The 14713-nt window shown below is 72.4% G+C and carries 14 protein-coding genes; 7 read left to right on the forward strand and 7 right to left on the reverse strand.

Features of this window, described 5'->3' with window-relative positions; all coding sequences use genetic code 11:
* Positions 1 to 564 carry an SOUL family heme-binding protein gene (locus ACLQ3F_RS22275; protein WP_355005477.1) on the forward strand — a complete coding sequence of 188 codons (564 nt, stop codon included), beginning with the start codon at positions 1 to 3 and terminating at the stop codon, positions 562 to 564.
* A gap of 1 nt (position 565) precedes the next feature.
* Here the strand turns inward: ACLQ3F_RS22275 and ACLQ3F_RS22280 are convergent, their stop codons facing one another.
* The 3 genes from ACLQ3F_RS22280 to ACLQ3F_RS22290 are packed head-to-tail and all read right to left on the reverse strand — an operon-like array spanning position 566 to position 4815.
* Positions 566 to 1600: a hypothetical protein gene (locus ACLQ3F_RS22280; RefSeq protein WP_425851164.1), complete on the reverse strand. Its 1035-nt coding sequence runs from the start codon at positions 1598 to 1600 to the stop codon at positions 566 to 568.
* Between the two features lie 42 nt (positions 1601 to 1642).
* The gene (locus ACLQ3F_RS22285; RefSeq protein ID WP_425851166.1) at positions 1643 to 4072 is read right to left on the reverse strand and encodes an ABC transporter permease; all 2430 of its coding nucleotides are present in this window, start codon (positions 4070 to 4072) and stop codon (positions 1643 to 1645) included.
* Positions 4066 to 4815, reverse strand: coding sequence for an ABC transporter ATP-binding protein (locus tag ACLQ3F_RS22290; protein ID WP_425851167.1), 750 nt, complete (start codon positions 4813 to 4815; stop codon positions 4066 to 4068). The genes ACLQ3F_RS22285 and ACLQ3F_RS22290 overlap by 7 nt, the downstream gene beginning before the upstream one ends.
* 169 nt (positions 4816 to 4984) lie before the next feature.
* Between ACLQ3F_RS22290 and ACLQ3F_RS22295 the strand changes: the two genes are divergently transcribed.
* On the forward strand, positions 4985 to 6142 hold the full coding sequence (locus ACLQ3F_RS22295) for a sensor histidine kinase (RefSeq protein WP_357224870.1): 1158 nt from the start codon (positions 4985 to 4987) through the stop codon (positions 6140 to 6142).
* On the forward strand, positions 6139 to 6807 hold the full coding sequence (locus ACLQ3F_RS22300; RefSeq protein ID WP_357194925.1) for a response regulator transcription factor: 669 nt from the start codon (positions 6139 to 6141) through the stop codon (positions 6805 to 6807). The genes ACLQ3F_RS22295 and ACLQ3F_RS22300 overlap by 4 nt, the downstream gene beginning before the upstream one ends.
* A gap of 63 nt (positions 6808 to 6870) precedes the next feature.
* Here the strand turns inward: ACLQ3F_RS22300 and ACLQ3F_RS22305 are convergent, their stop codons facing one another.
* Positions 6871 to 8178: a hypothetical protein gene (locus ACLQ3F_RS22305; RefSeq protein WP_425851169.1), complete on the reverse strand. Its 1308-nt coding sequence runs from the start codon at positions 8176 to 8178 to the stop codon at positions 6871 to 6873.
* Between the two features lie 125 nt (positions 8179 to 8303).
* Between ACLQ3F_RS22305 and ACLQ3F_RS22310 the strand changes: the two genes are divergently transcribed.
* Entirely contained in the window at positions 8304 to 8843 is a 540-nt protein-coding gene (locus ACLQ3F_RS22310; RefSeq protein ID WP_425851170.1) for a DUF1697 domain-containing protein, read from the forward strand.
* A gap of 41 nt (positions 8844 to 8884) precedes the next feature.
* Here ACLQ3F_RS22310 and ACLQ3F_RS22315 read toward each other — a convergent pair whose 3' ends face one another.
* Positions 8885 to 9862: an MBL fold metallo-hydrolase gene (locus ACLQ3F_RS22315; protein WP_425851171.1), complete on the reverse strand. Its 978-nt coding sequence runs from the start codon at positions 9860 to 9862 to the stop codon at positions 8885 to 8887.
* Positions 9863 to 10016: 154 nt separating this feature from the next.
* Entirely contained in the window at positions 10017 to 10928 is a 912-nt protein-coding gene (locus tag ACLQ3F_RS22320) for a serine hydrolase (RefSeq protein WP_357194937.1), read from the reverse strand.
* Between the two features lie 52 nt (positions 10929 to 10980).
* Between ACLQ3F_RS22320 and ACLQ3F_RS22325 the strand changes: the two genes are divergently transcribed.
* Together ACLQ3F_RS22325 and ACLQ3F_RS22330 are read left to right on the forward strand one after the other, a co-directional pair.
* Positions 10981 to 11946: a LysR family transcriptional regulator gene (locus tag ACLQ3F_RS22325; RefSeq protein ID WP_357259255.1), complete on the forward strand. Its 966-nt coding sequence runs from the start codon at positions 10981 to 10983 to the stop codon at positions 11944 to 11946.
* A gap of 97 nt (positions 11947 to 12043) precedes the next feature.
* Positions 12044 to 12895 (forward strand): aldo/keto reductase, encoded by an 852-nt coding sequence (locus ACLQ3F_RS22330; RefSeq protein WP_425851173.1) that lies wholly within the window; start codon positions 12044 to 12046, stop codon positions 12893 to 12895.
* 94 nt (positions 12896 to 12989) lie between these two features.
* On the opposite strand, the gene ACLQ3F_RS22335 is transcribed toward ACLQ3F_RS22330, so the two are convergent.
* Complete coding sequence (locus ACLQ3F_RS22335) at positions 12990 to 13832, reverse strand: helix-turn-helix transcriptional regulator (protein ID WP_425851175.1); 843 nt, start codon at positions 13830 to 13832, stop codon at positions 12990 to 12992.
* A gap of 102 nt (positions 13833 to 13934) precedes the next feature.
* Between ACLQ3F_RS22335 and ACLQ3F_RS22340 the strand changes: the two genes are divergently transcribed.
* Positions 13935 to 14687: an SDR family oxidoreductase gene (locus ACLQ3F_RS22340; protein ID WP_357194949.1), complete on the forward strand. Its 753-nt coding sequence runs from the start codon at positions 13935 to 13937 to the stop codon at positions 14685 to 14687.
* Positions 14688 to 14713 lie beyond the last annotated feature (26 nt).

Here is a 14713-nt window from a genome sequence, read left to right on the forward strand (position 1 = left end):
ATGACCGAACAGCAGCCGTACCGGGTGGTGTCTCGACACCCCGGTTTCGAGCTGCGTCGGTACCCCGCCCACCTGGTGGCCGAAATGCAGATCCAGGCGTCGTTCACCCGGGCGCCGATCGAGGCGTTCCGGCCGCTGGCCGCGTACATCGGTGGCGCCAATCGGGCCCGGCACCCGATCGGCTCCGCCGCGCCGGCGCTCGCGGCGGTCAGCGGCTCGGAGAAGATCGCCATGACCGTGCCGGTTGTGCAGATCGAGGGTGAGTGGCCGGGCGCGTACCTGATCCAGTTCGTCATGCCGGCCAGCTTCACCGCCGCCACCCTGCCCGAGCCGGTGGACGCCCGGGTGCGGATCCGCGAGGTTCCGGCGCGGCTGGCGGCGGCGATGCGGTTCTCCGGGCGGTGGACGGAGCAGGCGTTCAGTCAGCGGGCCACCATGCTCGGCCGGTCGGTGACCGCGGCCGGGCTGCAACCGACAGGTGCCATCCGGTACGCGCGCTTCGACCCGCCGTGGAAGCCGTGGTTCCTGCGTCGCAACGAGGTGGTGCTGCCGGTCGTCGAGTGAGCTAGCGGAGCTGCCGACGGTCCTCGACGCTCGGCCGCGCCAGCAGCACTGCCATTCCCAACCCGGCGAGCAGCCCGACCAGGGAGACCAGTAGATCGGAGTCGGCGGAGTTGATCGGGCTGTTGCCGGCCAGCGCGGTGAACGCCGCGCCGATCGGCATCAGGATCATCATGGAGATGGCCGTGGCCAACAGGAACACCACCGGACCCACGAGGGCGATGAGCGCGGCCAGGGCGTGGTGCCGCCAGATCGGCCGACCGCCCGGCCAGTCCCAGGCCAGCAGTGTGACTCCGGTGAGCACCACCGCCCCGAGAGCGGCCTCCGGCAGGAGGCGTGTGCCGGGCGCTGTGGCACGGACCCACCCGACGCCGAGCACTGCCACCACTGTGAGGCCGGCCGCCAGCCCGACGCGAACCCGGGTCCGCGCCGGAGCCGCCGCCAACGCGGCACCGACGGCCAGGGCCACCAGCAGCGCCGCCGTGGCCAGCGCACCCTGGTGCAGTTCCGGCTCCCGGTCGGTCGGTGACTCCATTCCGGCCGCCACCAGCGTCAGGACCCCGGCCACGCAGGCCGCGCCGGTCAGCACCCGCCGGTCGGTGGCCGGGATCGCGCCGCGCTCCCGTGCCGACTGCGTATCGGGCTCCCCCATTGGCGGCACGGCGCGCTCCCACCAGAGCAGCAGCGCCGCGACCACGCCGAGCACGGCGTAGCCGGCGACGGCGAGGCGCACCGTCGCGTCGACGCCGATCAGGTCGGCCCGGTCGACGGCCACGTCGACCGCGATCCAGCAGCCGCCCAGCACCACAGCTGGGCCGCTCCACCGCACCTGCCCCCGCCCGGCCAGCACCAACCCGAGCGGCACCGCCATGATCGCCATGAAGCGCAGGTCGCGCGCCCAGTAGGCGTTGTTGCCCGGCAGGTGCTCCGACCACGGGCCGAGCGGCTCGGTCAGCGGCTGCCACGTGGTCATGCCGTACGCCCAGAGCGCGACGGCGGCGGCGGAGAGGAGCAGCCCGACCGGGCGCGCGAATCGCATCCATTGACGGTAGCTGGCCCACCGTCCGCGCGGGGGGCGCTGTCATCCGACGAGGCCCACCGGCGACCGGGCGGGACGGTGGCGCAGCAGCCGCCACGTCGGCAACACACTGGACAGCACCGCGAGCAGCAGGCACAGCCCCACCACCCCGGCGATCACCGACCACGGCATCACCAGGTCGACGGGGGCACCGACCTGCTCGGCGAGGCCGGCGCTGATGCTGAGCAGACCGACGAACGCGACAGCCCCACCCAGCAGCGCGCCGATCAGGACCACCAGCGCGGACTCCGCCGTGACCAGCCAGATGACCTGCCGTCGGGTCGCCCCGGCCATCCGGATCAGCCGCAGGTCCGCGGCGCGGCCGGCGGCGGCCAGCAGCAGCGTGTTGGCCACCGCGACGGCCCCGTAGCCGGCGGACACCCCGATCAGCAGCAGCGTGAAGAGCCAGACGAGGCGGTCCTCGGTGGCGTCCGCCTCGGCCGCCCAGCCCGGCACGTCGAGGATCCGCGCGCCGACCGGTGGATCGATGCGGTCCCGGACGTACACGGTGGACGTCAGCGCCGACGGGTCGTGCGCCCGCACCACGACCCGGGGCACCAGCAGGTCGCCGGGGATCGAGGTGTCGTCGACCACGGCGACGACGCGCAGCGACACCGTCGTCCCGTCGGCGAAGACCATCGGGTACGGCTCCGACGGCAGGCGGTTCGCCGAGGCGGTGACCACCACCGTGTCGTCGCCCCGCAGGTCGTTCAGCGAACCGGCGACGACGGTGAGCACCCGGTTCGCGGCGGCGAAGCCCTCCGGGTCCACGCCGAGCGCGGTCATTGGCCGGTCCGGTGGCGACGTTCCGGGGTCGGTGCGGTAGACGGTGGTCGGCAGGAGCGCGGTGCCACCGGTCGCGGCGACGGCCCGGTCGGACAGGCCGGGTGCCCGGTCCGGCACGACGATCCAGCCGGCGTTCACGTTGTCCGCCCGACCCGCGGCGTACGCGGCGGTGCTGGTGCGCACCATCCCGGACACCAGCACCGCGAACGCGACAGTGAGCAGCACCGGCGCGGCGATGGCGGCGGTCCGCCTGGTCGCGGTCAATGCCCCGCCCCGGACCAGCATCCCGATCGCGCCACCGGGCCGACGCACCGGAGAACGCAGCAGGCGCACCAGCGGCCCGACCACCACCGGGGCGAGCACCGTGGTGCCGGCCACCAACGCCATCACCGCGTAGAGCGCGTACTGCGCCCCCACCCGAGCCTCGTCGGCGGTCGCCGTGCCCAGACTGAGAGCGCCCCCCGCCCCTAGGAGCAGCGCCCCGGTGACCGCACGCAGCCGACCGATCGGTCGCTGTTCCACAGCGGCATCGCGTAACGCCTCCAACGGGCGGACCCGCGCCGCTCGGCGGGACGCCGACCAGACGGCCAGCACCGCGATCACCGGCCCGGCCGCGAGCGAGACCGCGATCGGCCAGAGTTCGTAGCGGACCCGGAAGGTCGACGGTTCGAAGCCGACGTCGACCAGCAGCCGACCCAGCAACGGGGCGAGCACCGCGCCCATCAGCAGGCCGACGAGCCCCGCCGAGACGCCGACGGCGAGCGCCTCGGCGTACACCATCCGGCGGACCTGGCCTCCGGTGGCGCCGACGGCGCGCAGCAGACCCAGCTCACGGCGGCGCTGCGCGACGGTGAAGGCGAAGGTGGAGGCGACCACGAACACCGTGACGAAGCCGGCGAGGGCCGCCGTGGCGGCGAGCACCTGCATGCCGATCCACCGGGTACGGGCGTCGCCGCGCGGCTCCAGCGCACCACGGGCGGCACCGGTGAACACCAGTCCGTCGCCGCCGACGACTCCGCGAGCCGCCGTGGCGACCCGCTCGGGGTCGGCGTCCGGGGCGAGCACCAGCCCGATGGCCCGCACGCCGGGCGCGAGCGCTGCGGCGACCTCGTCCGCGACGTGCACGCCGGGTCCGTCGACCAGACCCGTGACGGTGTACGACTCCGGGCCCGCCGCGGTCAGCAGTGTGACCGGTGCGCCGGCGCGCAGTCCGAGCGCGCTGTCGACGACCACCTCGCCGGGCCGGCGGGGTGGCTCGCCAGCCGTGAGGCGCAGCCCACCCAGTTGGGCGCTGGACCAGCCGTGCCCCTGGTAGGCGTCCTCGCGCCGGGTGTCGGCGGCCGAAGGCCGGCCGTCGACGAGCGGCTGGGCGTAGAAGGTGCGGTCCGGCACCGCCGCCACCACGTCCGGCAGACCGGCCAGCCTGCCGACCAACTCCGCCGCCGCGCTGGCCGACCAGGGCCGGGTCGGCATGAACTCCTCAGCGGACGCGCCCGCCTCGGGGCTCTGCACCACGACCGCCGCCCGCGCCAGCCGGTCCGGCACCTGCGGGCGGCCGGAGGCGAGCAGCAGGGTGGCCGCCGCGACAAGCGTGACCCCGATGGCCACGGCCACGAAGGCGCTGGCCGACCGCCGGACGCTCAGCACGACAACTCCCGGGCGGTCTCGCGCTCGGCGATCCGGGCGGCGACGGCGGCGGCGGAGATCGGGCCGGTCAGCTCGTCGACGACGCGACCGTCGGCCAACAGGAGGACCCGATCGGCGTACGCGGCGGCGGCGGGATCGTGGGTCACCATCACGACGGTCTGCCCGTGGTCGTCGACGAGTGCCCGCAGCAGCCGGAGCACCTGCCGGGAGGACGCGCTGTCCAACGCCCCGGTCGGCTCGTCGGCGAAGACCACCGCCGGGCGGGTGATCAACGCTCGGGCCACGGCGACGCGCTGCTGTTCCCCGCCGGACAACTCACTCGGCCGGTGCCCGGCCCGGTCGGCGAGACCGACGGCGTCGAGGGCGGCGACCACGTCCCCGGCTGGCGGTCGACGGCGGGCCAGGCGCGACGGCAACTCGACGTTCTGCGCGGCGGTCAGCGTGGACACCAAATTGAACGCCTGGAAGACGAAGCCGATCCGGTCGCGCCGCAGCCGGGTCAGCGCGTCCTCACCGAGGTCGTCGAGGCGGGTGCCGTCGATCGTGACGGTTCCCTCGGTCGGGCGGTCCAGCCCCGCCGCGCAGTGCAGCAGTGTCGACTTTCCCGAGCCGGAGGGCCCCATCACCGCCGTGAACGTGCCGCTCGCGAAGCGCGTGGTCACGCCGTCGAGCGCCGTCACCCGCCGGGTGCCGGTGCCGTACACCGCTCGCAGCCCCGTCACTGTCACCGTGTCTGTGGTCATGACCGTTACGGTCCCGAACGCGGGGGGTACGGCGCGTCGTGCCGGAGCGGGCACTTTCCGGCCCTCCCCCGGGTGGAGTCGCAGGCCCGGCAGCACCGGTACGTCGTCCTCGGGGATGACGGCCCACAGGCGGACGCGGTCGATCCAGCCGATCGTTACCGTTCGACTGGTGACTGCTCTCCTGTTGACCCGACGGATGCGGCCGGTGGACCTGTACACGGTGGACGCCCTGCTGGCGGTTGCCGTCGGTGGGTTGCTCTGCCCGTACGCCGCGCTGGAGTCGCCGCTGCACGGTGGCGTACGCGAGCCGCTCTGGGTGTCGGTGCTGGTCGGGATGGCCCTCGGGCTGCCGTTGGCCGTCCGGCGACGGTGGCCGATGGCGGTGGCCGTCGTGATCAGCTCCGTCGCCACCGTCGCCCTGATCACCGGTGTGATCCCCAACTACGCTGCCGCCGCTCCGGCGCTCGCCATCGGGCTGTCCTTCTACACGGTGGCCGTGGCGACGCCCACCCGCCGGTCGCTGCTCTGCGCCGCCGGTTGCCTGGCGCTGGTGAGCGTCGGCCTGGTGCTGACCGCGGGGGACCTCTGGTCGCGGACCGGCGCTGTCGCCTACGCCGCCGTCATGGTCGCGCCGGCCTGGGTGATCGGTTGGCAGATCCGGGAGCGACGAGCCCTCGCCACCCGGCAGAGTGACCAGCTCGTTCGTCAGGCCGCCACCGAGGAGCGGTTGCGGGTGGCGCGTGAGCTGCACGACGTGGTCGCGCACACGCTCAGTCTCATAGTGGTCAAGGCGGCCGTCGCCAACCACGTCGCCGAGGCCGACCCCCGTGAGGCGGGTGCCGCGCTGCGGGTCATCGAGGAGACCGGCCGCACCGCGCTGACCGACGTGCGTCGGGTGCTCGGCGTGCTGCGCGAGGACAGCCCGTACGCGCCGACGCCAGGGCTGGACGAGTTGCCCCTCCTCGCCCGGCAGGCGGCGATCGGCGGCGTCGACGTGCAGCTCGACGTGCGGCGGGACGAGCCGGCGGGCGCGGTACCGGAGTCGGTGGGCCTCGCTGTGTACCGGATCGTGCAGGAGGCGGTGACGAACGTGGTGAAGCACGCGGCGCCGGCCTCCTGCCGGGCCACGGTGACCGTCCTGCCCGACGAGGTGCGGGTGGAGGTGACCGACGACGGGCAGCGGCCGGTCCTGCTCGGCGGGGAGGGGCACGGGTTGATCGGCATGCGGGAACGGGTGGCGTTGCACGGCGGGGAGTTCCGCGCCGGGCCCCGCCCCGACGGTGGCTTCGCGGTGACGGCCAGCCTCCCCTACCGGGTGGCCGCGTGATCCGCGTGCTGATCGTCGACGACCAGGCGTTGCTGCGCGGCAGTTTCCGGTTGCTGGTCGATCTCAGCCCGGACTGCACGACTGTCGGTGAGGCGGGCACCGGTGTGGAAGCTGTCGCGTTGACCGGGCAGCACCGGCCGGATGTGGTGCTGATGGACGTCCGGATGCCGGAGATGGACGGCATCGAGGCGACCCGGCGGATCTGCGCCGACCCGGCGACGGCCGACACCCGGGTCATCATCCTGACCACGTTCGACCTCGACGAGTACGTCTATGGGGCGCTGCGCGCCGGGGCCAGTGGGTTCCTGCTCAAGGACACCCCACCGGCGGATCTGCTGACCGGGATCCGGGTGGTCGCCGCCGGGGAGGGGCTGCTCGCGCCGACGGTGACCCGCCGGCTGATCGACGAGTTCGCCCGGCAGCCGGAGCCGACCCGGCCGCTGCCCCGCCAGCTCGACGGGGTGACCGATCGGGAACGGGAGGTCCTCGCGCTGATCGCCCGGGGCCTGTCCAACGCGGAGCTGGCCGCGCACCTCAACCTCAGCCAGGCCACCGTCAAGACGCACGTCGGGCGGCTGCTGACCAAACTGGCGGTACGCGACAGGGCGCAACTGGTCATCGTCGCGTACGAGACGGGCCTGGTGGGTCCCCACCGGTCGGGGTAGCGAGGTGGTGTGTCGACGAGGGCGCGGGAACATCCGAACTGGACGCCCCCGCGCCCACCAAGATCAGCTGACGTACACCGACGCGCTGGTCGCCGACTGGAAGTCGGTAGAGGTGCCGGGGTAGACGACCCGCCAGAACCCAGCCGTCTTCCGGTAGACCGATGTGGCGAAGTCGTAACTGCCGCCAGCGTAGATGGTGGCCTGGGTGCCCCAGGTGTCGTCGTCGCCGGTCGCCGAGAACTGCACCTTCAGCGGCACCGTCCCCGGGGACAACCCGCCGTTGAACTCCATCTCGCCGCTGAGCGTCACAGTCGTCGCGTTCTCCCGGGCCGCCGAGAAACTGCGGAACGCGGCCGGTTGCAGCACGGAGATGTTCGTGCTGGCGATCGCGGTGCTGACGAAGTCGTCGTCCATCGAGTAGCCCACCTGGAGGCGGCCGGTCTCGTACGGCGAGGTGGTCAGTGAGTACCGACCGTCCGCGTCCGTGGTGGCGGAGCCGAGGTACGTGCGGCAGTAGTCGGCGCTCATGCAGAGGGAGACCCCCGGCTCCACACCAGGCACCGGCACCCAGCCCTCCGGCGTCCGCCAGGTCAGCCGACCGCTCACCGTGACGTTCTCATCCTTGAGGATCTTGGGTCGGTCCGTGTCGATGGTGATCCGCATCGGCCGCTTGGTGATCGCGATGGCGGTCTCGGCCGAACGCGACGAGCCGTGGAAGAGATGGTCGTTGTCATAGCTGTAGTTCGCGTACACCTGCACGTCCTTGCGGCCGATCGTGACAGTGCCGGTGAAGGAACCGTCGGCCCTGGTGGTGACCGCGTCCCAACTGAAGTCGGCGTTCACCGTCATGGGGAATCTCCCCAGGGACCTGATCTCGCCGCTGCCCGGCCAGCGCCCCTTGAGCCATCCCCGCACTGTCACGTTGCGGTTCTCATAGGTCACAGTGGTGCGGTTCAGCGTGACGTTGTCGAAGAACGTGACCACCGAGTAGTCCAGGTCGCCGGCATCGGTCTGGGTGACGTGGTGACCGGCCTCGTCGGTGACCTCCACGTCGACCCGGTAGTAACCGAGCTTGTCGAGGATGATCGGGTTGGATCGCCATACGCCGTCACGCTCGGTGCCGGACTGGAGGTAGAAGTCCTCCTGAACGGCAACCTCCGCCCCGGTGTTGTACTCGCGGATGTGCGCACGGACGTCGGTGACGTCGCTGGGCGACGTGATGGACACCAGCAACGTGCCCCGATCGAGGTCGTAGTCGCTGTGGGCAGACGTGACGATTGGAATCTCGTCGGCGTGTGCGGTCGCGGGAAGCCCCACGATCGCTGTCGCTGCGGCGACGGCGATCGCCACGGCAAAGCGGGAACGGATCAAAGTTGACCTCCAGGGAAGACCGGCGATTCGCTGGGTGGCAGCCGGCGGTGGAAGCCTATCGATCCCGTCCGACAGCTTCGCTCACACCGCTAGGCTGACGCCGTACCCATGTGGACGGAGGAGCCATGACCCGCTACGTCGCCCTGCTGCGTGGGGTGAACGTCGGCAGCACCCGGCTGGCGATGGCCGACCTGCGTCGGATCGTCACCGACCTCGGGCACGAGGACGCCCAGACGTACCTGCAGAGCGGCAACGTGGTCTTCGGCAGCTCCGTGCGCGACGCGGAGAAGCTGGCCGCCGGCATCGCGCGGGCGCTGACCGACGAGCTGGCGTTGACGGTGCCGGTGCTGGTGCGCAGCGCCCGGGAGTTGGCGGCGATCGCCGGCGGCAACCCGTACGCCGACCGGGAGGACGACCCGACGCGGCTGCTGGTGGCCTTTCTCGCCACCGCACCGGAGAAGTCCACAGCGGATGCCCTGGCCGTGCCTGGTGGCGAGAACGTGTCGTTCACGGTGACCGGCCGTGAGGTGTTCCTGCACTACGTCGACGGCGGTTACGGGCGGTCGAAGTTCACGAACGCGTACCTGGAGAAGAAGCTCGGCGTGGTGTCCACCTCCCGCAACTGGAAGTCGGTGCGGGCCCTGGCGGGGATGGCTGCCTCCTGACCGGGTGGGGGTCGCGGCTCGGCGACCCCCACCGACTCTGCTCAGAAGTGGTACGCGGTCTCGTACTCGGGCACCAGCACCCGGCTGCGCGGCGAGATCCGGCGCACCGCCGCGATCATCTCGTTCAGCCGGGTCCGGTCGGTCGGGGCGACCGGCGGCGGGTTCTGCAACGCCGTCTCGAAGTTGTCGTAGTGCACCGGCACCACGACCTTCGGGTAGTCCAGCCCCTCCAGCAGCCGGGGCAGGTAGTCGCCGGTGGTGGTGGCGTTCTGCATGGCCACCATCGCCACGTCGGGCGCGAGGCCGGTGAGGTTCCGCTCGGCGACGTCACTGGCCCCGGTGAAGTAGACCGACGGCCCGCCGTCGACCCGCAGCAGGTAGCCCAGCGTGTCGCCCTCCGGCAGGTCGGCGATGGTGGCCGGCTGCGGCGGCGGGCTCACCCGCACCCCGGGAAAGGCCACCGAGTACGACGGGTTGCGGCTGTGCAGCGAGCCGACCACCTCGACGCTGTGGTCGCCGAAGTCCAGCACCTCCCCACCCTTCACGGCGCTGAGCTGCGTCGACGGCACGTCGTAGGCCAACCCCAGGTGGTACGCGGTCAGCGTGCCGAACACCCGCGCCCCGGTGCGCTTGGCGATGTACGGCACGTCCATGAAGTGGTCCCAGTGGGTGTGCGTGACGAGCACCGTCGTGGCCCGGTCGACCCGCGGGTCGATGACGTCGGTGCGCACCGTCAACGTGGTGTCGGTCTTGAACGCCCCGGTGAACAGCCCGGTGTCGATCCGGCTGAGGAACGGGTCGACGAGAACGGTGCGGTCGCCGATGTCGACGCGCCAGCCGGCAGTACCCCACCAGCGGAAGCTGACCGCGCCCTTGCGGCGAGCGGTCGGCCCGGGGGCTGCGGCGGTCGAGGGCGCGGCCTGGGCCGGGGTGGCGACGCCGGCGGCGAGGCCACCGGCGGAGACCAGGGCGGTGGTGGCGGCGTCGCGCAGGAAGCGTCGGCGGTCGAGACTGGGCATGCGGATGTACTCCCCGTGGTCGGGTGATGTGTCGACCACGAGCCAACCAGCGGCACCCGGCCGCGGTCCAAGATCAAGGACCGTCGGCTTCGATACGCCGCCGGATATCGGTGCTGCTCAGCAGAGGTGCGGCGGCGCTCGGCGGGTCGCGAAATCAGTCGCCGCGCAGCGCCTCGACGGCAGTGCGGGCGGCCTCCCCCATCGCCAGGTCCACGTCGATGCGGCGCGGGGTCAACTGCTCGGCGCGGGCGAAGACGGCGATGGCGTACCGGCCGCCGTCGGGGTATTCGGCGACCCCGGCCTCCAGGTGGAACCCGGGCAGGGTGCCGGTCTTTCCGGAGACCCGGACGCCGGGCGGGAAACCGGCGGCCAGCCGGGTCCAGAAGATCTGCCGGGCCATCCAGGTGCGGACCATCGCGCAGGCCGCCGCCGGCCCGGCCTCGTCCCGCCAGATCAGCGTGAGCAGCCGGGTGATCTCCCGGGCGGTGCTGGACGTGGTGTGCGCGGGGTCGAAGACCCGCATCGCCCGCACCCGGTCCGCCGGCAGCGTCGGGAAGATCCGGGCGAACTCCGCCTCGGTCCGGGCGCCCACGTCGGCGAGCATCATCTCGACCAGTTCCCGAGGGCCACCGAGGACCCGGGTACGGGTCAAACCCAGCTCGACGGCGAGCATCGGCAGCAGGTCCGGGCCGACCCGGCGCAGCAGCAGATCGGCGGCCGTGTTGTCGGTGACCGACATGGCGAAGTACGCGAGGTCGCGCAGCGACACCTCGGCGTCGTCGTCGCAGCCGGCCAGACCCCATCCACCGAGCCGGTCGGCGGCGGTGACCAGCACCCGCTCGGTCGGGTCCAGCTGACCGGCCTCGACCTGCCGGGCGAACTCCAACACCAGCAGGATCTTGAAGATCGAGGCGATCACCACCTGCTCGTCGGCCCGTACCCCGACCTCCCGAAGCCCGCCGCCCCCGACGGCATCCGGGTCGACGGCGTCCAGGTCCACGACGTGCAGGCTGGCCGTCACCCCGACGGCGGCGAAGATGGCCCCGATGCGTTCCTCCACGTCCACGCCAGCACGGTAACCAGTGCCGCCCCGGTAGCGCTGGCGTAGGGTCCCGGCAGTGGATCTGCTCCGGCACCTGCGGCACTTCGTGGTGGTCGCACACGAACTGCACTTCGGCCGGGCCGCTGAACAGCTCGGGATGGCCCAGCCGCCGCTGAGCCAGTCGATCCAGCGGCTGGAACGGGAGCTGACCGTCGAGCTGTTCGACAGGTCCCGCCGCCAGGTGCGCCTCACCACCGCCGGTGAGCTGCTGCTCGGCGAGGCGGAGGAACTGCTCGCCGGCGAGGGGCGACTCCGCAGCCTGATGGGGCAGATCCGTGCCGGTGAGCTGGGCGTACTCCGGGCCGGGGTGCCGCCGGAGACGCCCGCCGTGACGTTGCGCTCGCTGCTGGACGGGCTCACCACCCGGGCGCCCGGCCTGGACGTGGAACTGCACGAGCTGACCACCGCCGAGCAGGTGCGGATGCTCACCGAGCGGACCCTGGACGTGGGGCTCGTACACCACCCGGTGGCGGCGGACGGGCTGCGCTTCGGCGCCCCTGTCGACGTACCCCTGGGGGTGCTGCTGCCGCGCACCTCGCCGCTGGCCCGCGGCCGCGAGGTGACGCTCGCGTCGCTGGCCGGTCTTGATCTGGTGGCCGCTCCCCGCGCCACCGCCCCCGGCTGGCACGACCACCTGCTGGCGGTGTGCCGGCAGCACGGTTGGCGCCCGGACCGGGTGCGCCCGGCCCGCAACCCGGAGTTCCTCTGCGGGCTGGTGCTGGCCGGCGGCGGGGTGGCAGTAGAACCGGCGGCTGTGGCCCGCCGGGAACCCCGGATGGCCTGGCGGCCGATCACCGACGCGCCGCTGGCCAAGCGCACCTCGGCGGCCTGGCCGGACCGGTCGGCGCACCCGGCGGCGGCGATGTTCGGCCAACTCGCCGCGGAGGTGCTGGCCGCCGCCGAGCCCACAGTGCCCGCGCCGCCCGTGACGTCGGTGCCGGCGGCACGGCCGTGGCCGGTGCTGTTCGACACGACCGGGTGAACCGGTCCGCCGTTGCGTTCGTCACCTCCGGTTGGGCGGTGGATCGTCCACCCGCACGGGTATGGATGACAGGAAACGAAGACGCGAAGGAGCCGCAGTGGCAATCACGATTCCCGACATCAGCCTGAACGACGGCACCACCATTCCGCAGCTCGGCTTCGGGGTGTTCCAGATCGAGCCGAAGGACACCGTCTCGGCGGTGACCACCGCCCTCGAGGTGGGCTACCGGCACATCGACACCGCTGAGATGTACGGCAACGAGGCCGAGGTCGGCGAGGCGGTACGGATGTCCGGCCTCGACCGGGACTCGGTCTACGTGACCAGCAAGCTCAACAACGCCTTCCACCGCCCCGACGACGCCCGCCGGGCGTTCGACTCGACCCTCGCGGCGCTGAAGATGGACCACATCGACCTGTTCCTGATCCACTGGCCGTTGCCGACCCTGTACGACGGCGACTACGTCTCGACCTGGAAGGTGCTGGAGGAGTTCCAGCGCGACGGCCGGGCCCGCTCGATCGGCGTGTCGAACTTCCAGGTGTCGCACCTGGAGCGGCTGGCCAACGAGGCGAGCGTCGTGCCGGCGGTCAACCAGATCGAGGCGCACCCGTACTTCACCAACGACGAGGTCCGCGCCTACGGTCGCGCGCACAACATCCTCACCGAGGCGTGGTCGCCCATCGCGCAGGGCAAGGTGCTCGACGACCCGACGGTGGTCGACATCGCCGGGCAGCTCGACCGGTCCCCGGCGCAGGTGGTGCTCCGCTGGCACGTGCAGCGCGGCGACATCATCTTCCCGAAGTCGACCACCCCGAAGCGGATCGAGGAGAACACCCGGATCTTCGACTTCGAGCTGGACGACGCGGCGATGGAGCGGATCACCGCGCTGGACAAGGGCGAGGCCGGCCGGCAGGGCCCGAACCCGGACACCTTCGCCTACCTGCCCAACTGACCCGAACCCCGGCCGCCCGACGGCTGATGTTCCGGTGAGCGCCACACCTCAGAGCCTTCGTCACGACTCTGGGATGTGGCGCTTCTCGGCGAGGTCAGGAGCCGACGCGCTCGGCGATCCGGCGGAACACCGCGTGGGTCGGCGAGCCGGGCTCGGGGACGTAGACGATCAGCCGCTGCTCGGTCTCCTGCACCAGCAACACGCGGCACTCGAACTCCAACGACCCCAGGCGGGGATGCGGCACCCGCTTGATCACGGGACGGCGCTCCTCCACCTCATGCTCGGCCCAGAGCTGGGCGAACCGTGGCGAGGTGCCGAGCAGTTCGGTGACCAGATCACGAATCGTCGGGTCGGCCGGGTAACGGCCGTAGGCAGCCCGAAGGTCGGCGACCGTGCTGTGCACGAAGCGGCGGGCGTCGGCATCGGTCCACTGCGCCTCGGTGACCGGCTGCCGGAACGTCCAGCGGATCATGTTGCGCTCCGCGTCCGGCACGGCCCCGAGGTCCCCCAGGAAGTACGTGGCCATGCGGTTCCAGGCCAGCACGTGGTACGCGGCGTCGACGAGGTACGCCGGGGTCTCGGTCATGGCGTCGAGCAGGTGCCGCAGCCCCGGAGTCACCTCCCGGCTCGGACCAACGGTGGGCGGCGGGTGCTCCCCGGCGATCCGGAACAGGTACTCGCGCTCGTCCCGGCTCAACATGAGCGCCCGGGCCATCGACGCGAGCACCTGCCGGGACGGGTGCGGCCCGCGCCCCTGCTCCAACCGGATGTAGTAGTCGATCGACATGCCGGCGAGGTGGGCGACCTCCTGCCGGCGCAGCCCCGGGGTGCGTCGACGTTCGCCCTCGGGGAGCCCGACCTCGGCGGGGCGCAGCCGGGCGCGGCGGGTACGCAGGAACGCCGCCAGTTCGTCACGCCGCAGCCCGCTGCTCGTCATGACCCCAGCATGCCTCGACCCGGGCCGGCCAGGGTGGTACCACCGGTCCCAGCCTTGGCCCGCCTCTCCCCGGACGCCGTCGGCGCGGCCACGCTCTTCGTCATGACGAACACGATCGCCCTGATCACCGGGGCCAACAAGGGAATCGGCTTCGCCACCGCCCGGCAGCTCGGCGCCCAGGGGATGACAGTGCTGGTGGGCGCCCGGGACGCCGAGCGGGGTCGGGCAGCCGAACGGGAACTGCGCGACGGCGGCGCGGACGCCGTGTTCCTCCCGCTCGACATCACCGACGCCGAGTCGGTGACGGCCGCCGCGAAGCGGGTGGAGGCGGAGTACGGCCGGCTGGACGTGCTGGTCAACAACGCCGGCCTCGTCCTCGCCGACGGCGCACGAGGGCTGCCCAGCGAGACGACGGTGGCGACGCTGCGCCGGCTGTACGAGACGAACGTCTTCGGGGTGGTGGCGGTGACGAACGCGATGCTGCCACTGCTGCGCCGGGCGCCGGCCGCCCGGATCGTCAACGTGTCGAGCGAGGTCGGCTCGATCGCCCTGATGACCGACCCGGCCGGCGCGCTGTTCGAGCTGACCTCCGTGCCGTACCCGTCGTCGAAGGCGGCGTTGAACATGCTCACCGCGATGTACGCCAAGGAGCTGCGGGACACCCCGATCACTGTGAACGCGGCGAACCCGGGCTACTGCGCCACCGACCTCAACGGCAACAGCGGCTTCCGCACGGCCGAGCAGGGCGCCGAGGTGAGCGTGCACCTGGCCACCCTGCCGGCCGACGGGCCGAGCGGGCTGCTCTGGGGCTTCCAGATGGACGCGGGCGGCGGGTACGGCGTGCTGCCCTGGTGACGGCGAACGCTTGACCTGGAGCTGCC

Origin of the sequence: Micromonospora sp. DT15, from assembly GCF_049841475.1 — a bacterium.
In the GTDB taxonomy this organism is placed as follows: Bacteria; Actinomycetota; Actinomycetes; order Mycobacteriales; family Micromonosporaceae; genus Micromonospora.